Annotated in this window: 17 protein-coding genes; 1 reads left to right on the top strand and 16 read right to left on the bottom strand. The window is 63.5% G+C overall.

Going from position 1 to position 14,703, the window contains the following annotated elements; translation table 11 throughout:
* Positions 1–83 precede the first annotated feature (83 nt).
* The 5 genes from ACLIKD_RS08190 to ACLIKD_RS08170 form a co-directional block, all read right to left on the bottom strand.
* Positions 84–749 (bottom strand): PEP-CTERM sorting domain-containing protein, encoded by a 666-nt coding sequence (locus ACLIKD_RS08190; RefSeq protein WP_428827919.1) that lies wholly within the window; start codon positions 747–749, stop codon positions 84–86.
* Positions 750–1,081: 332 nt separating this feature from the next.
* The gene (locus ACLIKD_RS08185; RefSeq protein ID WP_428827918.1) at positions 1,082–1,438 is read right to left on the bottom strand and encodes an ArsR/SmtB family transcription factor; all 357 of its coding nucleotides are present in this window, start codon (positions 1,436–1,438) and stop codon (positions 1,082–1,084) included.
* A gap of 96 nt (positions 1,439–1,534) precedes the next feature.
* The gene (locus ACLIKD_RS08180; RefSeq protein ID WP_226419770.1) at positions 1,535–2,056 is read right to left on the bottom strand and encodes an RBBP9/YdeN family alpha/beta hydrolase; all 522 of its coding nucleotides are present in this window, start codon (positions 2,054–2,056) and stop codon (positions 1,535–1,537) included.
* A 1-nt stretch (position 2,057) separates the two neighbouring features.
* Positions 2,058–3,404, bottom strand: coding sequence for a phenylacetate--CoA ligase family protein (locus tag ACLIKD_RS08175; protein ID WP_428827917.1), 1,347 nt, complete (start codon positions 3,402–3,404; stop codon positions 2,058–2,060).
* Positions 3,405–3,581: 177 nt separating this feature from the next.
* A complete protein-coding gene (locus ACLIKD_RS08170) occupies positions 3,582–4,145 on the bottom strand; it encodes a TetR/AcrR family transcriptional regulator (RefSeq protein WP_428827916.1) in 564 nt (187 codons plus the stop codon).
* 100 nt (positions 4,146–4,245) lie between these two features.
* Here ACLIKD_RS08170 and ACLIKD_RS08165 point away from each other — a divergent pair, with 100 nt between their 5' ends.
* The gene (locus ACLIKD_RS08165; RefSeq protein WP_226470703.1) at positions 4,246–4,746 is read left to right on the top strand and encodes an HPP family protein; all 501 of its coding nucleotides are present in this window, start codon (positions 4,246–4,248) and stop codon (positions 4,744–4,746) included.
* Between the two features lie 48 nt (positions 4,747–4,794).
* On the opposite strand, the gene ACLIKD_RS08160 is transcribed toward ACLIKD_RS08165, so the two are convergent.
* The 11 genes from ACLIKD_RS08160 to ACLIKD_RS08110 all read right to left on the bottom strand — a co-directional run bounded on the left by ACLIKD_RS08160 (position 4,795) and on the right by ACLIKD_RS08110 (position 14,703).
* Positions 4,795–5,925 (bottom strand): acyl-CoA dehydrogenase family protein, encoded by a 1,131-nt coding sequence (locus ACLIKD_RS08160; protein ID WP_428827915.1) that lies wholly within the window; start codon positions 5,923–5,925, stop codon positions 4,795–4,797.
* 22 nt (positions 5,926–5,947) lie between these two features.
* Positions 5,948–6,730, bottom strand: a complete 783-nt coding sequence (locus tag ACLIKD_RS08155) for an ABC transporter permease (RefSeq protein ID WP_428827914.1) — start codon at positions 6,728–6,730, stop codon at positions 5,948–5,950.
* 5 nt (positions 6,731–6,735) lie between these two features.
* Positions 6,736–7,938 carry an ABC transporter substrate-binding protein gene (locus tag ACLIKD_RS08150; protein ID WP_428827913.1) on the bottom strand — a complete coding sequence of 401 codons (1,203 nt, stop codon included), beginning with the start codon at positions 7,936–7,938 and terminating at the stop codon, positions 6,736–6,738.
* Between the two features lie 8 nt (positions 7,939–7,946).
* Complete coding sequence (locus tag ACLIKD_RS08145; protein WP_428827912.1) at positions 7,947–8,738, bottom strand: ABC transporter ATP-binding protein; 792 nt, start codon at positions 8,736–8,738, stop codon at positions 7,947–7,949.
* Between the two features lie 2 nt (positions 8,739–8,740).
* Entirely contained in the window at positions 8,741–9,295 is a 555-nt protein-coding gene (locus ACLIKD_RS08140; protein ID WP_428827911.1) for a carboxymuconolactone decarboxylase family protein, read from the bottom strand.
* A gap of 100 nt (positions 9,296–9,395) precedes the next feature.
* Complete coding sequence (locus ACLIKD_RS08135) at positions 9,396–10,325, bottom strand: cupin domain-containing protein (protein WP_428827910.1); 930 nt, start codon at positions 10,323–10,325, stop codon at positions 9,396–9,398.
* Positions 10,326–10,452: 127 nt separating this feature from the next.
* Positions 10,453–11,235 carry an enoyl-CoA hydratase gene (locus ACLIKD_RS08130; RefSeq protein ID WP_428827909.1) on the bottom strand — a complete coding sequence of 261 codons (783 nt, stop codon included), beginning with the start codon at positions 11,233–11,235 and terminating at the stop codon, positions 10,453–10,455.
* Positions 11,236–11,255: 20 nt separating this feature from the next.
* On the bottom strand, positions 11,256–11,816 hold the full coding sequence (locus tag ACLIKD_RS08125) for a hypothetical protein (RefSeq protein ID WP_428827908.1): 561 nt from the start codon (positions 11,814–11,816) through the stop codon (positions 11,256–11,258).
* A gap of 3 nt (positions 11,817–11,819) precedes the next feature.
* Entirely contained in the window at positions 11,820–12,614 is a 795-nt protein-coding gene (locus ACLIKD_RS08120; protein ID WP_428827907.1) for a CoA-transferase subunit beta, read from the bottom strand.
* Positions 12,611–13,603, bottom strand: coding sequence for a CoA transferase subunit A (locus ACLIKD_RS08115; protein WP_428827906.1), 993 nt, complete (start codon positions 13,601–13,603; stop codon positions 12,611–12,613). The genes ACLIKD_RS08120 and ACLIKD_RS08115 overlap by 4 nt, the downstream gene beginning before the upstream one ends.
* Positions 13,604–13,617: 14 nt before the next feature.
* A complete protein-coding gene (locus ACLIKD_RS08110) occupies positions 13,618–14,703 on the bottom strand; it encodes an SCO family protein (protein ID WP_428827905.1) in 1,086 nt (361 codons plus the stop codon).

Here is a 14,703-nt window from a genome sequence, read left to right as displayed (position 1 = left end):
GTAGAAACTGCTCGCCACGTGATTTAAGCAGGCACAAAAGCGAAACCCCGCCGAAGACAGGGTTTTCGACAGCGCTGGAACGCTCAGGCCTTCTTGCGTCTGATCGCACCAAGTCCCGCGAGACCGAGGCCTAGAAGGGCTAGCGAGGTGGGCTCCGGAACGTTGGAGGTTGCACCCTCAAAGGCGATCTCCCCTATATTTAGCAGCCCGTTGACATTCACGATGGGGGCGCCGGAGATGCGAATGTACTGCGTAGTGGCGTCAGCTATATCGAAAACTTGAGCCAAGGTGCCGATGTTCTGAACCGCGCCGGTGAACGTGCCCAGCGAAGTCAGGGTAGTAAAGGCAGCATCAGCAGAAGCGAAGATCTGGAACGCGCCAAGTGCTTGTATATCAGTATCGTTCCACAGAGCCATGCGGCTGATTAATGACACTGCACCGAGATCAAAATCTATAAATGCTGGAAACTGGTTGCCTGTCGTTGACGCCCATCCGTTGGTTGAACTCGGACTAGTCGTTAGGGTCGCCGAGGCAACGAACGTTGAGAAATCAGTAACCCCGCTGGTGTAGCTTGAAGACAAACCCGACTGGTTGATCAAATTGCTAATGGCAAACGTGGTGTTATTGAGATCGCTGATCGATGCGGAAACTGACACTGGCCCAATAATGGGGGCGGCATGGGCACTTGCTACAGCCAGAGTCATAACGGCCGTTGCAGCAACAGTGAATAGTGCAGAGATTTTGGACATGGGTTATTTCCACTAGTAGTTGTCAAGTATGATTCAAAGCTATAAGCAATTTGCGATCCACGTTTGCTTTCTTCATATATTTCAATCGCTTGAAACTATTGTCGCCCCTCAACCAGAGGTTATGTGTAAAAAGTTTCGACAAAACGACCCTCTGGGTTGGGTACAGCGATTCAGCTTCCGCAGACTCAGTGGCTGCTTTGCCTGCGGTCCTACCGTAGCGCCCCCTAAGCAGCGGGTTCTGGCCGGCTACCGCCAGATGACGAGTGCGGGTCAGGAAAATAGTTTCATCGTCAGCCAAATTCAGGCTTGAATCTCCCGCCGTCGATTCGATATCAGGCGCAATAAATGCCCTGCAGCATGCCGATGATTTCACTCAGGCGCTGGTCGCCAATCGAGTAGTAGACGCGGTTGGCCTCCTTGCGCGAGGTCAGCAGGTGCTGGTCGTGCAGCAGGGAGAGATGCTGGGAGACATTGGGCTGGGTCGTGCCGATGGCCTGGCAAATCTCGTTAACCGTAAGTTCCCGATCGCCGAGCAGGCAGACCATCGCCAGACGCAGCGGGTGGGCAACGGCCTTGATCCGGCTGGCGATCAGCTCGATTTCCTTGTCGCTCCAGTGTTCGACCATGCTTTTCCATTCAGGCGAGGCGACGGCTACGGGCGAAGCCGAAAGGGGAACTGATTTGTCCATCGCAAGCATTCCTGACGAAAAGATCGATGCGCGCAGTCTAGGCATCTGTTTAAAAAGCAAAAAGACCGAATTGCTCGATACTTATCGCTATTCGATCTATAGGCCTTTGCTTGCCCGAAGCTGCTCGAACAGCCGAAATCCTTCCGGCCAGGGGCCATGCCCGGAGTCGACATTGATATGGCCGGCCTGCCCGATGTTCAGATAGCCGCTGCCCCACAGCCCGGCCCAGTACTCCGCGGCGCTGGCCTTGACCCACGGGTCGTTGCTGCTGGCGACGACGAGGCTGGGAAATTGCAGTTTTTCTTCAAGGAGCGCGGTCGGTTCGCCAAAGCGCTGCGGGTCGGCCGGGGCGACCAGCAGCGCGCCGAGAATCTGCCCGGGCCGGACGAAGCCGGCCGTCACGCTGGCCAGGCAGCCGAAACTGTGGGCGACGATCCAGACCGCTTCGTCGATGGCATCGATTTCCTGACGCACACGGGCGGCCCAGTCGGACAGGCAGGTGGTTTCCCAGTCCGCCTGTTCGACGCGGTGGGTATCGGGCAATTGCGTCTCGAACCAGCTTTGCCAGTGGGTCGGGCCGCTGTTGCGCAAGCCTGGGACGATCAGCGTTTTGGCCATGTCAGCTCCACACGTGCTGGCGTCTATCCTCGACCCGCTTGGCCTTGTGCGTGGCGCGGGGGAGGGTGTCGGGCGGCAGGATGACGATTTGTGCCGTGACGCCGGTAATCGACTTGAGATGACCGGCAAAACGGGCGGCCAGTTCGGCATCGCGCGCGGTGTCGGCGGCGGCCCGTTCGATTTCCACGGTCAGCCGGTCGAGGTGATTCTCGCGCTCGATGATCAGCCGGTATTCGCCGGTCAGGTCATGGTCCTTGCGGGCGATCGCTTCGACATCGCTGGGGAAGATATTGACGCCCTTGATGATCAGCATGTCGTCGAGCCGGCCATGCGTACCGAGCATGCGCTGCGAAGTCCGGCCGCAGGCGCACGGCTCGCTGGTGAACGAGACGATGTCGCCGGTGCGGAAGCGGATCATCGGCCGGGCGCTCTTCTTCAGCGTGGTTAGCACCAGTTCGCCGCGCTCGCCTTCGGCGACCGGTTCCCGGGTCTCCGGGTCGAGGACTTCGACCAGGATATGGTCTTCGGCCCAGTGCAGACCGTGCTGCTCTTCGCACATGCCGGCGCAGGAGCCGAAGATGTCGGACAGGCCGTAGTAGTCGTAGACCTTGGCGCCCCACAGCGCCTCGATGCGCTGGCGGGTTTCGGGGATCGAGCCGCCCGGTTCGCCGGCGACGAAAATACGCTTGATGGCGAGATCCTTCTTCGGATCGATGTTTTCCTTGATCGCCGTTTCGCCGAGATACCAGGCATAGGACGGCGTCGTCCAGATCGCCGTGGCCTGGAACTGTTGAGCGATGGCCAGCAGGCGCTCGGAGGGCACGGTGCCGGCGTGGATGGACAGCGCGCCGAGCTTCTGGGCGCCGAGTACGCAGGGGCCGCCGACGAACAGCGAGAAATTCAGCGAATGGCAGTAACGGTCGTCCGGGCGCAGGCCGGAAGACCAGAATTGGCGCGCCTCGTAGTCCATCCAGTCGTCGAAATCCTGGGCGGTGAACGGCGAGGCGGTCGGCACGCCGGTCGACCCACTGGAGGCCGAGATATAGACGATGTCGCGTTCCGGCACGGCAACCAGATCGCCGAAGGGCGGCAAGGCTTCCTGCCGTTCGCGCAACACTTTCTTTTCGATGAAGGGAAAGCGGCGAATGTCGGCCAGCGATTTGACCTGATCGGGATGCACCCCGGCCGCGTCGAAACTGTCCTTGTAGTATGGCGAGTTGGCGTAGGCGTGGTGCAGGTGTTTCTTCAGCAGATCGAGCTTGAGCGCATCCCAGTCGGCCCGCGACTGGGTTTCAAGCTTTTCGTCCCAATAAGGGCGGTCGACCGTGGTGGTTTGGGTAGTTGCCATGAAATGCTGTCCTTCGGTTGTTTTCAGCAATTTTCACGGCAGCGGCGATGGCGGGGAACGACGTTATTGTTATGTGCTTATAGGATTTGCCGGTGATTGGACCTGATGTTCTGGCTGAGCGATTGGCTGCTTCGGATTTACTTTGCGCCATTCAACCGCTCGCACAGGAGGTTTCAATCATGGCGAGACTGATCTTGCCGTCTCAATCAACTGCGTAAAAACCTGGCGAGTTGAAGATATCAGCAAGGGAGAGTGCCCCATGACCTGCATGACGACAATCAGCCCTTCACCGATTACAAAAAGTTGCGCGGCCAGCGATCCGGCGTCGGCTAGCTCCGCTTCCTCGCAGATTCGCCCGAGATAGGACAGAACGCGTTCCTTGTGGGCGATGGCGGCGAGGTGCGGGGGATCGGTGGGGGCCGAATATTCGGCCGCGGCATTGATGAACATGCATCCGTGAAAGTCGGCTTCCTTTCCCCACGATTCAAGGAAATCCAGATAGGCCATCGGTCGCTCCGGCCGTGGCGCGGCGTCGACAAACGCCTGCAGGCGTTCCATGAATTGCTCGTCGCGCAGTTGCAGCACGCTGTCGATCAGGCATTCCTTGCTCGGAAAGTGGCGGTACAGCGTGCGTTTGGTGACGCCGGCCTTGCTGCTCAGCTGGTCGACGCCGGAAGCATGAAAGCCGTTCTGATAAAACTCGGCCAATGCGGCATTGAGGATTTTCTCGGCAGTGTCCATCTCGTCTTTTCTCCTGAAAACGCGCCAAGTATACCGATCTGTTGACAAACAAGGATACCGATCAGTATCCTTGCCTCCGTTTTCATTCAAGGAGTCATGCATGCTTCCCCGTCTTCCGCTCTCGTCGGGTGCGCCACCGGCGCCGCCGCTACGCTTCACGTCGATTTCGCTGCTCGGCGCTTTTCTCGCCATCGCGCTTACCGCCTGGCTTTCCCAGGTGTCAGGTGCGGCGTGGCTGATGGCGCCCTTCGGTGCCAGTTGCGTTCTGGCCTTCGGTCTGCCTGATTCGCCGCTCGCCCAACCGCGCAGCATCATCGGCGGCCACCTGGTTACCACCCTGGTCGGTCTTGTCGTTCTGCAATTTATCGGCGATTTCTGGTGGTCCGAGGCCTTGGCTGTCGGGCTGGCGCTGGCCGCCATGCAGCAGACCCGGACGGTTCACGCGCCGGCAGGGGCCAATCCGCTACTGGTGATGGCAACGCATCCCGGCTTCGACTTCCTGCTGACGCCGGTTCTTGCCGGTGCGCTGGTGATTGTCGGCGTCGCCTATGGCATGAACAACCTCCGTGACCGCGGCAGCTATCCGCGCTACTGGATTTAGGCGCCCGAGCGCTGTGCAATAACCAATGGGCATTGCACAGCGCTGCGTTTAATTTGTACCGCCTTCCCGGCGTGCAATCTCGCGCCGAAGGTGTTTCAGCGACGGCGTGACGATGGCGATGAAATAGGCTTCGCGCAGGCGGCGCTGGGCTGCAGCAGTGCGCAGGTAGCCGCGCGCGCCCTGATGCAGCATCGCCGCATTGGCGGCCCGCAGCGACAGTTCGCCACCGGCCAGGCGGATGCGCAGGACGTCGAGCAGCAGCTCGGGCACCTCGGCCGGCGCGACGCCGGCATCGAGGCGGGCGGCCAGTCGGAAGACTTCGGCTTCGGCGCCGGCCAGCGCCGTCCGCAGGTCGTCGGCCTGGTCGTCCTCGAAGCAGTTGATGTGCTGGTGCGTTCGTTCGGTGCTCTCGACCAGCCGGATACAGTCGCGGATCAGGCCGATGCCCATGCCGAGCTGCGCCAGGATCATGCCGGGCTGGATGCGCGGCAGGTAGTCGGCGGCCTGCGCCGGTTGGGCGAGGACCCGTGCATCGTCGATGCGCACGTTGCGGAACTGGCAGGCCAGCGTGCGGGTACCTTCCAGTGCCGTGAAATGGGCGCCTTCGACCAGTCGGAAACCGGGCTGATCGCATTTGACGATGAAGAAAACCAGCCGGCCGTCACCATCGACCGGGCAGCCGGTGACGAAGATATGATCGGCGCCCAGGTTGGAGACCCAGGGCAGGGTGCCGTTGATTTCATACCCCCCATCGACGCGCCGGGCGGTGAGCAGGAAGCGTTCGATCTCGCAGCACGACTTCAGGGTGTTGGACAGGCCGGTGCCCCCTAGTTGGCGACCGCTGGCCAGACCGGGCAGGAATTCGGCCTTGGCCGCGGCGTTGTCGGAAAGCTGGATGTAACGGGCGCAGGCGGTCTGGCACCAGTGGGTGAAGGCCGTCGACAGGCAGGTTTCGCCGATTTTGGCCATCTGCGCGATGGTATCGGCGATCCCCTTGCCGTTGCCGCCGTATTCGGGCGCAATGACGCCGGCAAAGACGCCGAGCTGGCCGGCGGCGCGCAGGAAGGCTTCGGGGTATTCGCCGGCGAGATCGATGGCGGTGACATGCGGCGCCAGGGCGCGGGCGATCAGGGCGTCGAGGGTGGCCGATTCAGCCAGACGGGTTTCGACTGCAGTCATGTTTGTTTCCTTGTCGGTAGGCTCACGCGCCGCTCCAGCGCTGGTGGGCGAGGCGGGTCAGCCAGTCGAGCGCGAAGCCGAGCAGGCCAATGAACAGCACGCAGGCCATCAGTTCGCCGTAGGCCATGCGGTCACGGGTGTCGAGGATGAAATAGCCGAGGCCGGCATTGACGCCGAGCATCTCGGCCGGCACCAGCACCACCCAGATCAGGCCGATGGCGAGCCGGATGCCGGTCAGCAGGTGGGCAGCGATGGCCGGCACGGTGACGTGCCAGAGCCGTTCGCCGGCATTGGCGCCGAGGCTGGCGGCGAGGGTCAGCCAGAGCGGATCGATGGCCTTGATGCCGGAGGCGACATTGAGGACGATCGGCCAGACCGCGGCAAAGGCGATCAGGAAGACGACCGGCGCCTCGCCGACGCCGAGCGTCATGACGGCAAGCGGCATCCACGACAGCGGCGAGATCATGCGCAGGAACTGGAAGGTGGTTGAGGTCAGGCGATTAAAGGTGGCGCAACTGCCGGCGAGCAAGCCAAGCGGCACGCCGATCAGCAAGGCGATGAGCAGGCCGAATCCGACCCGTTGCAGGCTGGCCAGCGCATGCAACCAGATGTCCTGGCCGCTGGCCAGTTCAAGCATGGCCAGCCAGGTCCTTTCCGGCGAAAAGCGCGCCGCCATCAGGGAATCACGCCCCAGGCCGTGGATCGCCAGCCACCACAGGGCAACGGCCAGCAGCAGGCCGCAAAGCGGCCAGGCGACATGGGCGATGGTTGCGGGCAATGAATTGAGGCGTGAGGAGACGGGCATGATCGTCAGGCAACAAGCGTTTCGCTGCGCGTGAATTTCTCCGGCAGGCCGAAGGCCTTCAGCCCGCCGAGCGCGGCGATCGACTTCCTGACGAAGCGGTCGTCGACCAGATCCTTGGCGACGAAAGCCGGATCGAGAGCAGCCAGGAACTTGTTGTCGCCTTCGACCTGGGTGTTCTTCAACAGCTTGACCAGTTGCTCGGTGTAGGACGGGAACGGATACGGCTGGTATTCGATGCGCTCGTCCTTCCATTCCGGATGGCGGATGGCACCTTCCTTGACGTACTGCTGCTGGCGCTCGGCGTTCGGCACCAGCACGCGCTCCAGCACGGCCGGCGGGAATGGCGTGTATTTGCCGGGTGCGTCCTTGGAGAGCAGTTGGGCGCCTTCCTTGCGGTTGTCGCGCAGCCAGTGCTGGGCATTGACGATGCCATTGACCACCTTCTGCGACCAGTCCGGGCGCTCCTTCAGATCGCGCTCGTGCATGGTGACGACGCAGCACGCGTGTTCGCGCCAGACGTCGCCTGTGAAGCGCAGCACGCGGCCGATGCCGTTGGTTTCGGCGGCGGCGTTGAAGGGTTCGGCGACGATGAAGCCGGCGATGGCGCCGTTGGCCAGGGCCGGACCCATGTCGGGCGGGGCCATGATGGTCAGCGCGACCTCGTTGGCCTTGAGTTCGCCGGCCGGCTTGGTGACGACGGTCAGGCCGTTCTCGCGCAAGAGGTGCTGCAGCACGACGTTATGCACCGAATACCAGAAGGGCACGGCGACCTTCTTGCCGCCGAGGTCCTTGATGGTCTGGATATTGGGCGCGACGGTCAGCGCCGAGCCGGACATGTGGTTCCAGGCCACGACCTTGGCCGGGAAGTTACTGCCGTAGCGCGCCCAGACGGTCATCGGCGACAACAGATGCACGACATTGACCTGGCCGGCCATGAAGGCCTCGACGATCTGCGCCCAGGAGCGGAACAGCTTGGGCGCTTCGACTTCCAGGCCCTGCGCCTCGAACAGCTTCTTGCTGTGGGCGACGAGCAGCGGCGAGGCGTCGGTGATCGGCAGGTAGCCGATGCGCACCGGGTCGTTCGGATTGGCGGCGCGCGCCAGTGGTGGCAGCGCGAGGCTACCGGTCAACAGCGCGGAAAGGCGCAAAAAGTCGCGGCGGGAGAGCGGCAGGTCGTCGCTCAGGTTGGCAAGCAGATCGTCGTTCATGGCAACTCCTAAAGGTCGGGAAACCAGGCTGTGCCTGGGTTGGAAAGTGAATCGAGAATATCTTCGCGCATTGCGTTGAGGGCCGGCGAGCGATGCTGGCGCGGCGCTTTGCCGCCCGGCCGCCATTCGCCGACGATGCGGGCCGGCCCGCCGTCCTGGCCGCCAGCCAAAAGCAACACGCGGTCGCCGATGCGCAGCGCCTCGTCGATGTCGTGGGTTACCAGCAGGGCGGCGCTCTGTTGCTGGTGCGCCAGGTCGAGCAGCAGATCCTGCATCGATTCGCGGGTGATCGCATCTAACGCCGAAAACGGTTCGTCGAGGTAGATGATTTCCGGATTGCGGGCCAGGGCGCGGGCCAGGGCGACGCGTTGCGCCATGCCGCCGGATAGTGCCTGCGGCTTTTTTTGGGCGTGTTCGGCCAGGCCGACCTGGGCCAGCACGCGTTCGATGTGCTGTTGCCGCTCGCTGCGGCTGCTCGTCGGGCGACAGGCGAAATCGAGGCCAAATGCCACGTTGTCGGCCACCGTCAGCCAGGGTAGCAGGGCCGGCGACTGGAAGACGACGCTGGCCTTGGCGGCGCGCTGCGGGCCGCTTTCGCCGTCGACTGCAACGTCACCGGCGCTCGGTTCGGCCAACCCGGCAAGCAGGCGCAGCAGGGTCGATTTGCCGCAGCCGGAAGCGCCGATCAGGCAGACGATTTCGCGCCGGGCGATGCACAGGTCGACGCCGGCAAAGACCGGGGCGCCGCCATAGGAAAACGCCAGTTGGCGGGCGGCCAGCAGGACGTTTTCAGTCGTCACGCTCAGGCTTTCTGCCAGCGGTAGGCGGCGAGTTCGGGATTGAGTTCGGTGCCGGCCAGCGAGTTGCTGAAATTGCACAAGGTGGCCAGCGCGACGCCGAGTATGACTTCGATGACCTGCTGCTCGCCGTAACCGGCGGCCTTGAAGGCAGCCAGTTCGGCATCGCTGACCACGCCCTTGCTGCGGATGATGGCGCGGGTGAAGGCAGCCAGCGCTTCGAGTTTGGCATCGGGCAGGGTGGTCTGCTGGCGCAGGCCTTCGACCAGGTCGGTCGGCAGATTGCCCTGCTTGTAGGCGATGGCGGTGTGGCCGGCGACGCAGAAGGTGCAGCCGTGGTTGGTGGCGGCGGTGATCTGCACCACTTCGCGCTCGGCCAGCGTGAAGCTGCTGCGGCTATTGATCTCGGTCACCGTCAGGTAGGTTTCGATGGCGGTCGGCGCATTGGCCAGCACGCCCAACAGATTGGGGATGAAGCCGTTCTTGGCCTTGGCTTTGGCGAGATAGGGCTGGCTGGCTTCGGGGGCTGATTCCAGGGTCTGGATGGCGATGCGTGACATGAAAACTCCGTGCGAAATGGGCTGGCTGGATTGTCCGGTGGCGGTCGTCCACCCTCAATGTGCAAACGTCGCGTTCTTTTGTTCGTTCGTCTCGCGCCGCCTAGGCAACCGGCCCCGGGGCCGGCTGGCGGGACCGCCGGTAGGCGCCGGGCAGCACGCCGGTGGCTTTCTTGAAGGCCCGCGAGAAGGCTGCGTCGGACTGGTAGCCGACCTTCTCGGCGGCGCGGGCCAGGCTCAGGCCATCCTCGATCATCTGGGTGGCCAGTTTCATGCGGATTTGCAACAGGAAGTGGCTGGGCGAAGCGCCGCAGGTCTGGGCGAAACGCTTGAAGAAAGTGGCGCGCGACATGTGGGCGAGGTCGGCCATGGCTTCCGCCGTCCAGTCCTTGCCCGGCTCTTCGATAATGGCCTCGAGCAGTGGTGCGAATTCCGGTCGGCCGAGCATGGCCCACAGCCCGGCCGTAACTTCGCGACGCTGGCACAGGTGGCGGATGACGTAGAAGAAGAGCAGGTCAACCAGACGGCTGATCAGCGGCGATGGCTCCTCGCCGCTGGCCAGGGCTTCGGCCAGGATCAGGTCGAAGAGCGGGCGGGCTTCGCGGAGGTATTCGCCATCTTTCGAAATCACCACGTAGTCGGGGAAGGAGCCGAGAAAGACACTGTTCAGGCTGGAGCTGAAGCCAAAAAAGCCGCAGGCCAGCGCAACGCTCTCGGGAACGACCAGATCAAGGGCCGTCATGCTGCTGCGTGGCGCCAGGGCCGCGGCCACCGGGTCGGCCAGCGGGCTGAGATAATGGACAACGTCGCGCAGGAATATCACCGCGTCGCCGGCCCGCAACGGGTGAACGCTGCCTTCGTTCGGCAGGTGCAGCCAGCAGTCGCCATTCAATACCAGATGGAAACCCGAGCGTGCCAGCCCGCTGGTCGAGGCTTTCCACGAGCCGCAATACTGCCCCAGGTGAAAAAGCGTGGTTTCCAGTTCCAGGCTGCCGAGCAGCCAGTGAATCAGGCGATCGTGGCGAGAAGACATGCGGACCTCTGAATTACTTGTGTCCGCCGATCATAGGAAGGCGCCAGGTCCAACCCAACGAAGAATTCTCGATAAGGATATTCAGTTTGTCTGGGTTGGCGGCCCGGCTTTTCGACAGCGCCCGCAATCAGCGGCCGCACCAGGTCGGGACACGCTTGTCGATGAAGGCGTTGATCCCTTCCTGCGCATCCTGCGCCTGGAGGTTGGCGACCATGACGTCCTTGGTATAGGCATAGGCCTCGGCCAGCGGCAGTTCGGCCTGGCGATAGAAGGCCTCCTTGCCGATGGCCAGGGTCAGCGGCGACTTGCTGGCCAGCTTGCGGGCCAGGGCCATGGTATGGCTTTCCAGCTCCGCCGTCGGGACCAGTTCGTTGACCAGGCCGAAACGCCAGGCGGTGGTGGCATCGATCAGGTCGCCACCGAGCAGCATCTGCATCGCGTGTTTCGGGGCGACATTGCGCGACAGCGCCACCATCGGGGTCGAGCAGAACAGACCGATATTGACGCCGGGCGTCGCAAAGCGGGCATCGTCGGCGGCCACGGCGAGATCGCAACTGGCCACCAGCTGGGCGCCGGCGGCGGTAGCGATGCCATGGACGCGGGCGATCACCGGCTTGGGTAGTTTGACGATGGCCTGCATCAGCTCGGCACAGTCGGCAAACAGCTGTTCGGTGTAGTTGCGGGCATATTCGGCGGCGCGCAGTTCCTTGAGATCGTGACCGGCGCAGAAGGCCGGGCCGGCGCCGGCGAGGATGACGACGCGCACGCTGTCGTCGGCGGCAAGCGCCGCAAAGGCGTCGAGCAGGGAGCGCAGCATGCCTTGCGACAACGCGTTGCGGGCTTGCGGCCGGTTCAGGGTCAGGGTGGTGACGCCGTTATCGTCGTGGCGCAGGTAGAGGGATTCGGACATGGTGACTCCGGAAAGGTGGATTAAGCGGCTTCGGCTGGCGGCTGATAACTCCAGCGCGGGATGATCAGCAAAGCCAGGATCGAAAGAAGGGCGGCGACAATCAGGATGCCGGTGAGCAGCGGGCGCTCGGCCAGGCGTTCCGGGTAGAGCCGGATGACGACACCGATACCGATGGCGTTGGCGCCGCTGGCCAGCACGGCCGCCGCATAGTCGTGAAAACGGCGGACCTTGTTGACGCCGCTCGCCCAGCGCGGATCGGTGTTGTAGCTGGGCAACTGGTGATGGGCATTGGCGATGCGCTCCAGGCTGGCCAGAAAGGAGCGCAGATTGGTGATGGCGCGTTCGGTCTTGTAATTGAGGAAGGCCAGGCAAACGGTGGTCACCGGGAAGGCAAAGACCAGCCATTCGACCGGTAACTGCCGGCTCGATTCGCCCGGATGCAGGGCAAACAGGCCGGCCAGCAGGCTGGCGGTCAAGGTCACGTAGAGCGTCAGCGCCTGGTGACGCTGGACGATGCGTGAATTGACCTCCTGATAGGCAGCGATGAAGCGGTAATTGGCATTGACGCCTTTTTCGCTCATGCCTCAGGCTTTGCGCAGCGCACCGGTCTGGTCGACCCGGCGCAGCGCGGCCAGCTCTTCGGCCGTCGGCTCGGGCACGACATGAACGCTGGGCGAGACCTTCAGATCCCAGCCGGTGTTGGCGAGGATTTCCTCGATGCAGGAGAAGGCGTAATAGGCCTCGAGGATGAATTCCTTGCTGACCGGGTCGGGACGCAGGATGCCGAGCGTCGTGATGATGGCCGACGGCCCCTTGCCGACGAAACCGTAGCGTTCGCGGCCGTTGCCGCCTTCCAGGTAGCCCGGCGAGCTGATGTAGCTGACCTTGTCGGCAAAGCGCTTGGCTTCATGGGTGACCATGATGACGACGCGGCCGGCCCCGCAGGCGATGTCGTTGGCCCCGCCGGCGCCGGTCAGGCGGGTTTTCGGCAGGCGGTAGCGGTCGCCGATCTCGCCTTCCCAGATGCCGGTGGTGTTCACGTTGCCGAACTTGTCGACCTGCGCCGCGCCGATGATGCCGACATCGCAGCGGCCGGAGGCGACGAGAAAGCCGAGGGCGTCGATGGCGTTGGTGAAACTGGTGGCATTGGCCGAGATGCGATTGCACTCGATGCCCCAGGGCAGGCCGCCGACCGGCGTGGCGCCATAGACGCCGCCTTCGGTCATGGCGCGGATGTTCGGCGCGTGGCAAGCCTGGGCGAAGTAGCCGGCGAGCATCGAGAGCCCGACGCCGAAGATGGCCAGTTCGCCGTCGTGCAGCTCGCGGCCGGTGGCGATCGCCATCATTTCCTGGCGGCTGTAGGGCAGATTCTCGCTCATGCTGCCACCTCCGCCGTCAGCGCCGCGATTTCCTCGGGCGTCTTGATCCACTGCCGAAACGGATCGAGCAGGAAGCTGGTGGCGCTGTCGCTCAAGCGGGCGATGTTGTCGCGGCCGATCAGGTCGAGATAACCGTCGATGTCGCCATAGCTGTCGACGAAGTCGCTGACGTAGTCGGCGGTGCCTTGTTCGGTGGCCAGCGCCTTGTTCATCAATTTCATGTGCGCCTCATCGACGTCGTAAAGCCCGGGCGATGACTGCGGCCAGGCAGCCAAGGGGTGATAAACGACGGCTTCGACGATGATGTCGGGGATGCGCACGAGGTTCGGGAACTGCCGCATGCAATCCGTATCGACAATGGCATCGGCAATCAGGACCACTTTCCTGGCGGCGCGCGACAGCTCGAAGCGGCTCCATTCGGTGCCGAGCATGATGGCGTTGCCCAGAGGGTCGGCCAGCGAGACATGGATGGCGGCGAGATCCGGCTTGAGCGGGCTGAAGGCGCCGATTTCGCGGCCGGAGAACGGATCGGTGACGGTCGGGATCTTGCGTTTCGCCGGGTATTCATCGGGAGCGAAGGCGCTGCGCTCCTGGATGTCGGAGCCGATATTCACCGTCGCCGGCACGAACGGCCAGTTCATTGCGCCGCCGAGCAGGCGAACTGCCATGGCCAGGTTGGAATAATCCTCCAGCGCCAGTTGGCCAGATTCGACCGCCCGGCGCAGGCCGTTGGCGAAGCCGAAGACCTCCAGCCCGGAAAAGCCGCACTCGGCCTTGCTGACTGCGCCGGCGCCGGCCAACAGATTCAGTTGCTGGGTATTGCAGTGAAAGATGGCGTGCAGGTCGCGGCGTTTCTGGCGCACCAATTCACGGCCGAAGGCGATGGCGTCGGAGCCGACGGGGAGGGCGGCGCCGCTGGCGTACTGCATGCCGTCCCAGGTATAGCGACGGACAGCTTCGGCCAGAGGCAGCAGTTTGTTGCTGGGCATTTCGGTGTTTCCGGTTAGTGGTGAGCGAGTTGGCGGCGACGGCTGGCGTCGGCCGCGATGCTGGCAAGATCGGCGGCCAGTTGCTTGAGCGGCTGGCCGTAGGGCGAGAGGCCGAGCAGACGGCCATCGGCGTCAAAGAGAAAGACGCCTGCGGTGTGATCCAACGTGTACCCCATCGACGCCGACGGCTGCTTGTCGGCGACCAGTTGCAACTGGCGGATCAGGTTTTTCGTCTCGGCCGGGTCGCCACGCAGACCGAGAATCGGCCGGCCGCCATCCGGCCGAAAGGCCGTCGCATAGTCCTTGAGCAGGGGAATTGCATCGCGCTCGGGGTCGAGCGTTGCGAACAGCACCTGGACTTGCGATTTGAGGGCCGGCGGCAGCGCTTCGACGGCCGCCTTTAACTCAGCCAGCGTGGTCGGGCAGACATCCGGGCACTGGGTATAACCGACGGCCAGCGCGACGCCGAGACCGCGAAAGTCGGCCAGGCGATGGGTCTGACCATCCGTCGCGGCAAGCTTGAACTCGGGGTGCAGCGGCACGGTAGCGGCCGGCGGCTCGGCATTCAGGCGCAGGTTCGTGGCATGGGCCGCCTGGCGGGCCGGAGCGATGAAGGGACGTTGCTCATAGCGCGCGCTGCTCACGTAGTCGGCCAGTTGGCGGAAACCGTTCTGGTCGAGCGTGCCGGTAAACCGGTAAAGCACCTGTCCGTCGCGATTGAAAAAAGCGTAGGAGGGCGTGGCGACAGCCCGCAGGCGCAGGGCAAAGGCGGCCGGGGTCGATGGCCGGCCGGCCGGATCGACCAGGCTGTCGCTCGTCGAAATGTCGATGCTGACCGTGCGAAACTTCCGCTTGAAGGCTTTCTCGATGGCCGGCACGGCGTGTACCTGCCGTTCCATTTCCAGACAGCCCGGGCAGTCGGGCAGGGTCAGGAAGACCGCCAGCTGCTTGCCTTCGGCTGCGGCGGCCCGCACTTCGGCCTGCAGGTCGGTGGTTGTCCGGGCAAACAGTGCGGCGTTGGCCGGGCTGGCCGGCGCGCCGAGGGCCAGCAGGGCAAGGGCCAAGCCCAGCACCCGCTGGTACGACAAGCGATAACCCAT

This window comes from Azonexus sp. IMCC34842, from assembly GCF_050368855.1.
Lineage (GTDB): Bacteria > Pseudomonadota > Gammaproteobacteria > Burkholderiales > Rhodocyclaceae > Azonexus > Azonexus denitrificans_A.
Note: the sequence above shows the minus strand (reverse complement) of the source record. Positions and strands in the feature narration are given on the sequence as shown.

What these genes read in the sequence shown, in the direction of transcription:
- ACLIKD_RS08190 (WP_428827919.1), bottom strand. Translation starts at nt 749, where the DNA reads ATGTCCAAAATCTCTGCACTATTCACTGTTGCTGCAACGGCCGTTATG.
- ACLIKD_RS08185 (WP_428827918.1), bottom strand. Translation starts at nt 1,438, where the DNA reads ATGGACAAATCAGTTCCCCTTTCGGCTTCGCCCGTAGCCGTCGCCTCG.
- ACLIKD_RS08180 (WP_226419770.1), bottom strand. Translation starts at nt 2,056, where the DNA reads ATGGCCAAAACGCTGATCGTCCCAGGCTTGCGCAACAGCGGCCCGACC.
- ACLIKD_RS08175 (WP_428827917.1), bottom strand. Translation starts at nt 3,404, where the DNA reads ATGGCAACTACCCAAACCACCACGGTCGACCGCCCTTATTGGGACGAA.
- ACLIKD_RS08170 (WP_428827916.1), bottom strand. Translation starts at nt 4,145, where the DNA reads ATGGACACTGCCGAGAAAATCCTCAATGCCGCATTGGCCGAGTTTTAT.
- ACLIKD_RS08165 (WP_226470703.1), top strand. Translation starts at nt 4,246, where the DNA reads ATGCTTCCCCGTCTTCCGCTCTCGTCGGGTGCGCCACCGGCGCCGCCG.
- ACLIKD_RS08160 (WP_428827915.1), bottom strand. Translation starts at nt 5,925, where the DNA reads ATGACTGCAGTCGAAACCCGTCTGGCTGAATCGGCCACCCTCGACGCC.
- ACLIKD_RS08155 (WP_428827914.1), bottom strand. Translation starts at nt 6,730, where the DNA reads ATGCCCGTCTCCTCACGCCTCAATTCATTGCCCGCAACCATCGCCCAT.
- ACLIKD_RS08150 (WP_428827913.1), bottom strand. Translation starts at nt 7,938, where the DNA reads ATGAACGACGATCTGCTTGCCAACCTGAGCGACGACCTGCCGCTCTCC.
- ACLIKD_RS08140 (WP_428827911.1), bottom strand. Translation starts at nt 9,295, where the DNA reads ATGTCACGCATCGCCATCCAGACCCTGGAATCAGCCCCCGAAGCCAGC.
- ACLIKD_RS08135 (WP_428827910.1), bottom strand. Translation starts at nt 10,325, where the DNA reads ATGTCTTCTCGCCACGATCGCCTGATTCACTGGCTGCTCGGCAGCCTG.
- ACLIKD_RS08130 (WP_428827909.1), bottom strand. Translation starts at nt 11,235, where the DNA reads ATGTCCGAATCCCTCTACCTGCGCCACGACGATAACGGCGTCACCACC.
- ACLIKD_RS08125 (WP_428827908.1), bottom strand. Translation starts at nt 11,816, where the DNA reads ATGAGCGAAAAAGGCGTCAATGCCAATTACCGCTTCATCGCTGCCTAT.
- ACLIKD_RS08120 (WP_428827907.1), bottom strand. Translation starts at nt 12,614, where the DNA reads ATGAGCGAGAATCTGCCCTACAGCCGCCAGGAAATGATGGCGATCGCC.
- ACLIKD_RS08115 (WP_428827906.1), bottom strand. Translation starts at nt 13,603, where the DNA reads ATGCCCAGCAACAAACTGCTGCCTCTGGCCGAAGCTGTCCGTCGCTAT.
- ACLIKD_RS08110 (WP_428827905.1), bottom strand. Translation starts at nt 14,703, where the DNA reads ATGGGTTATCGCTTGTCGTACCAGCGGGTGCTGGGCTTGGCCCTTGCC.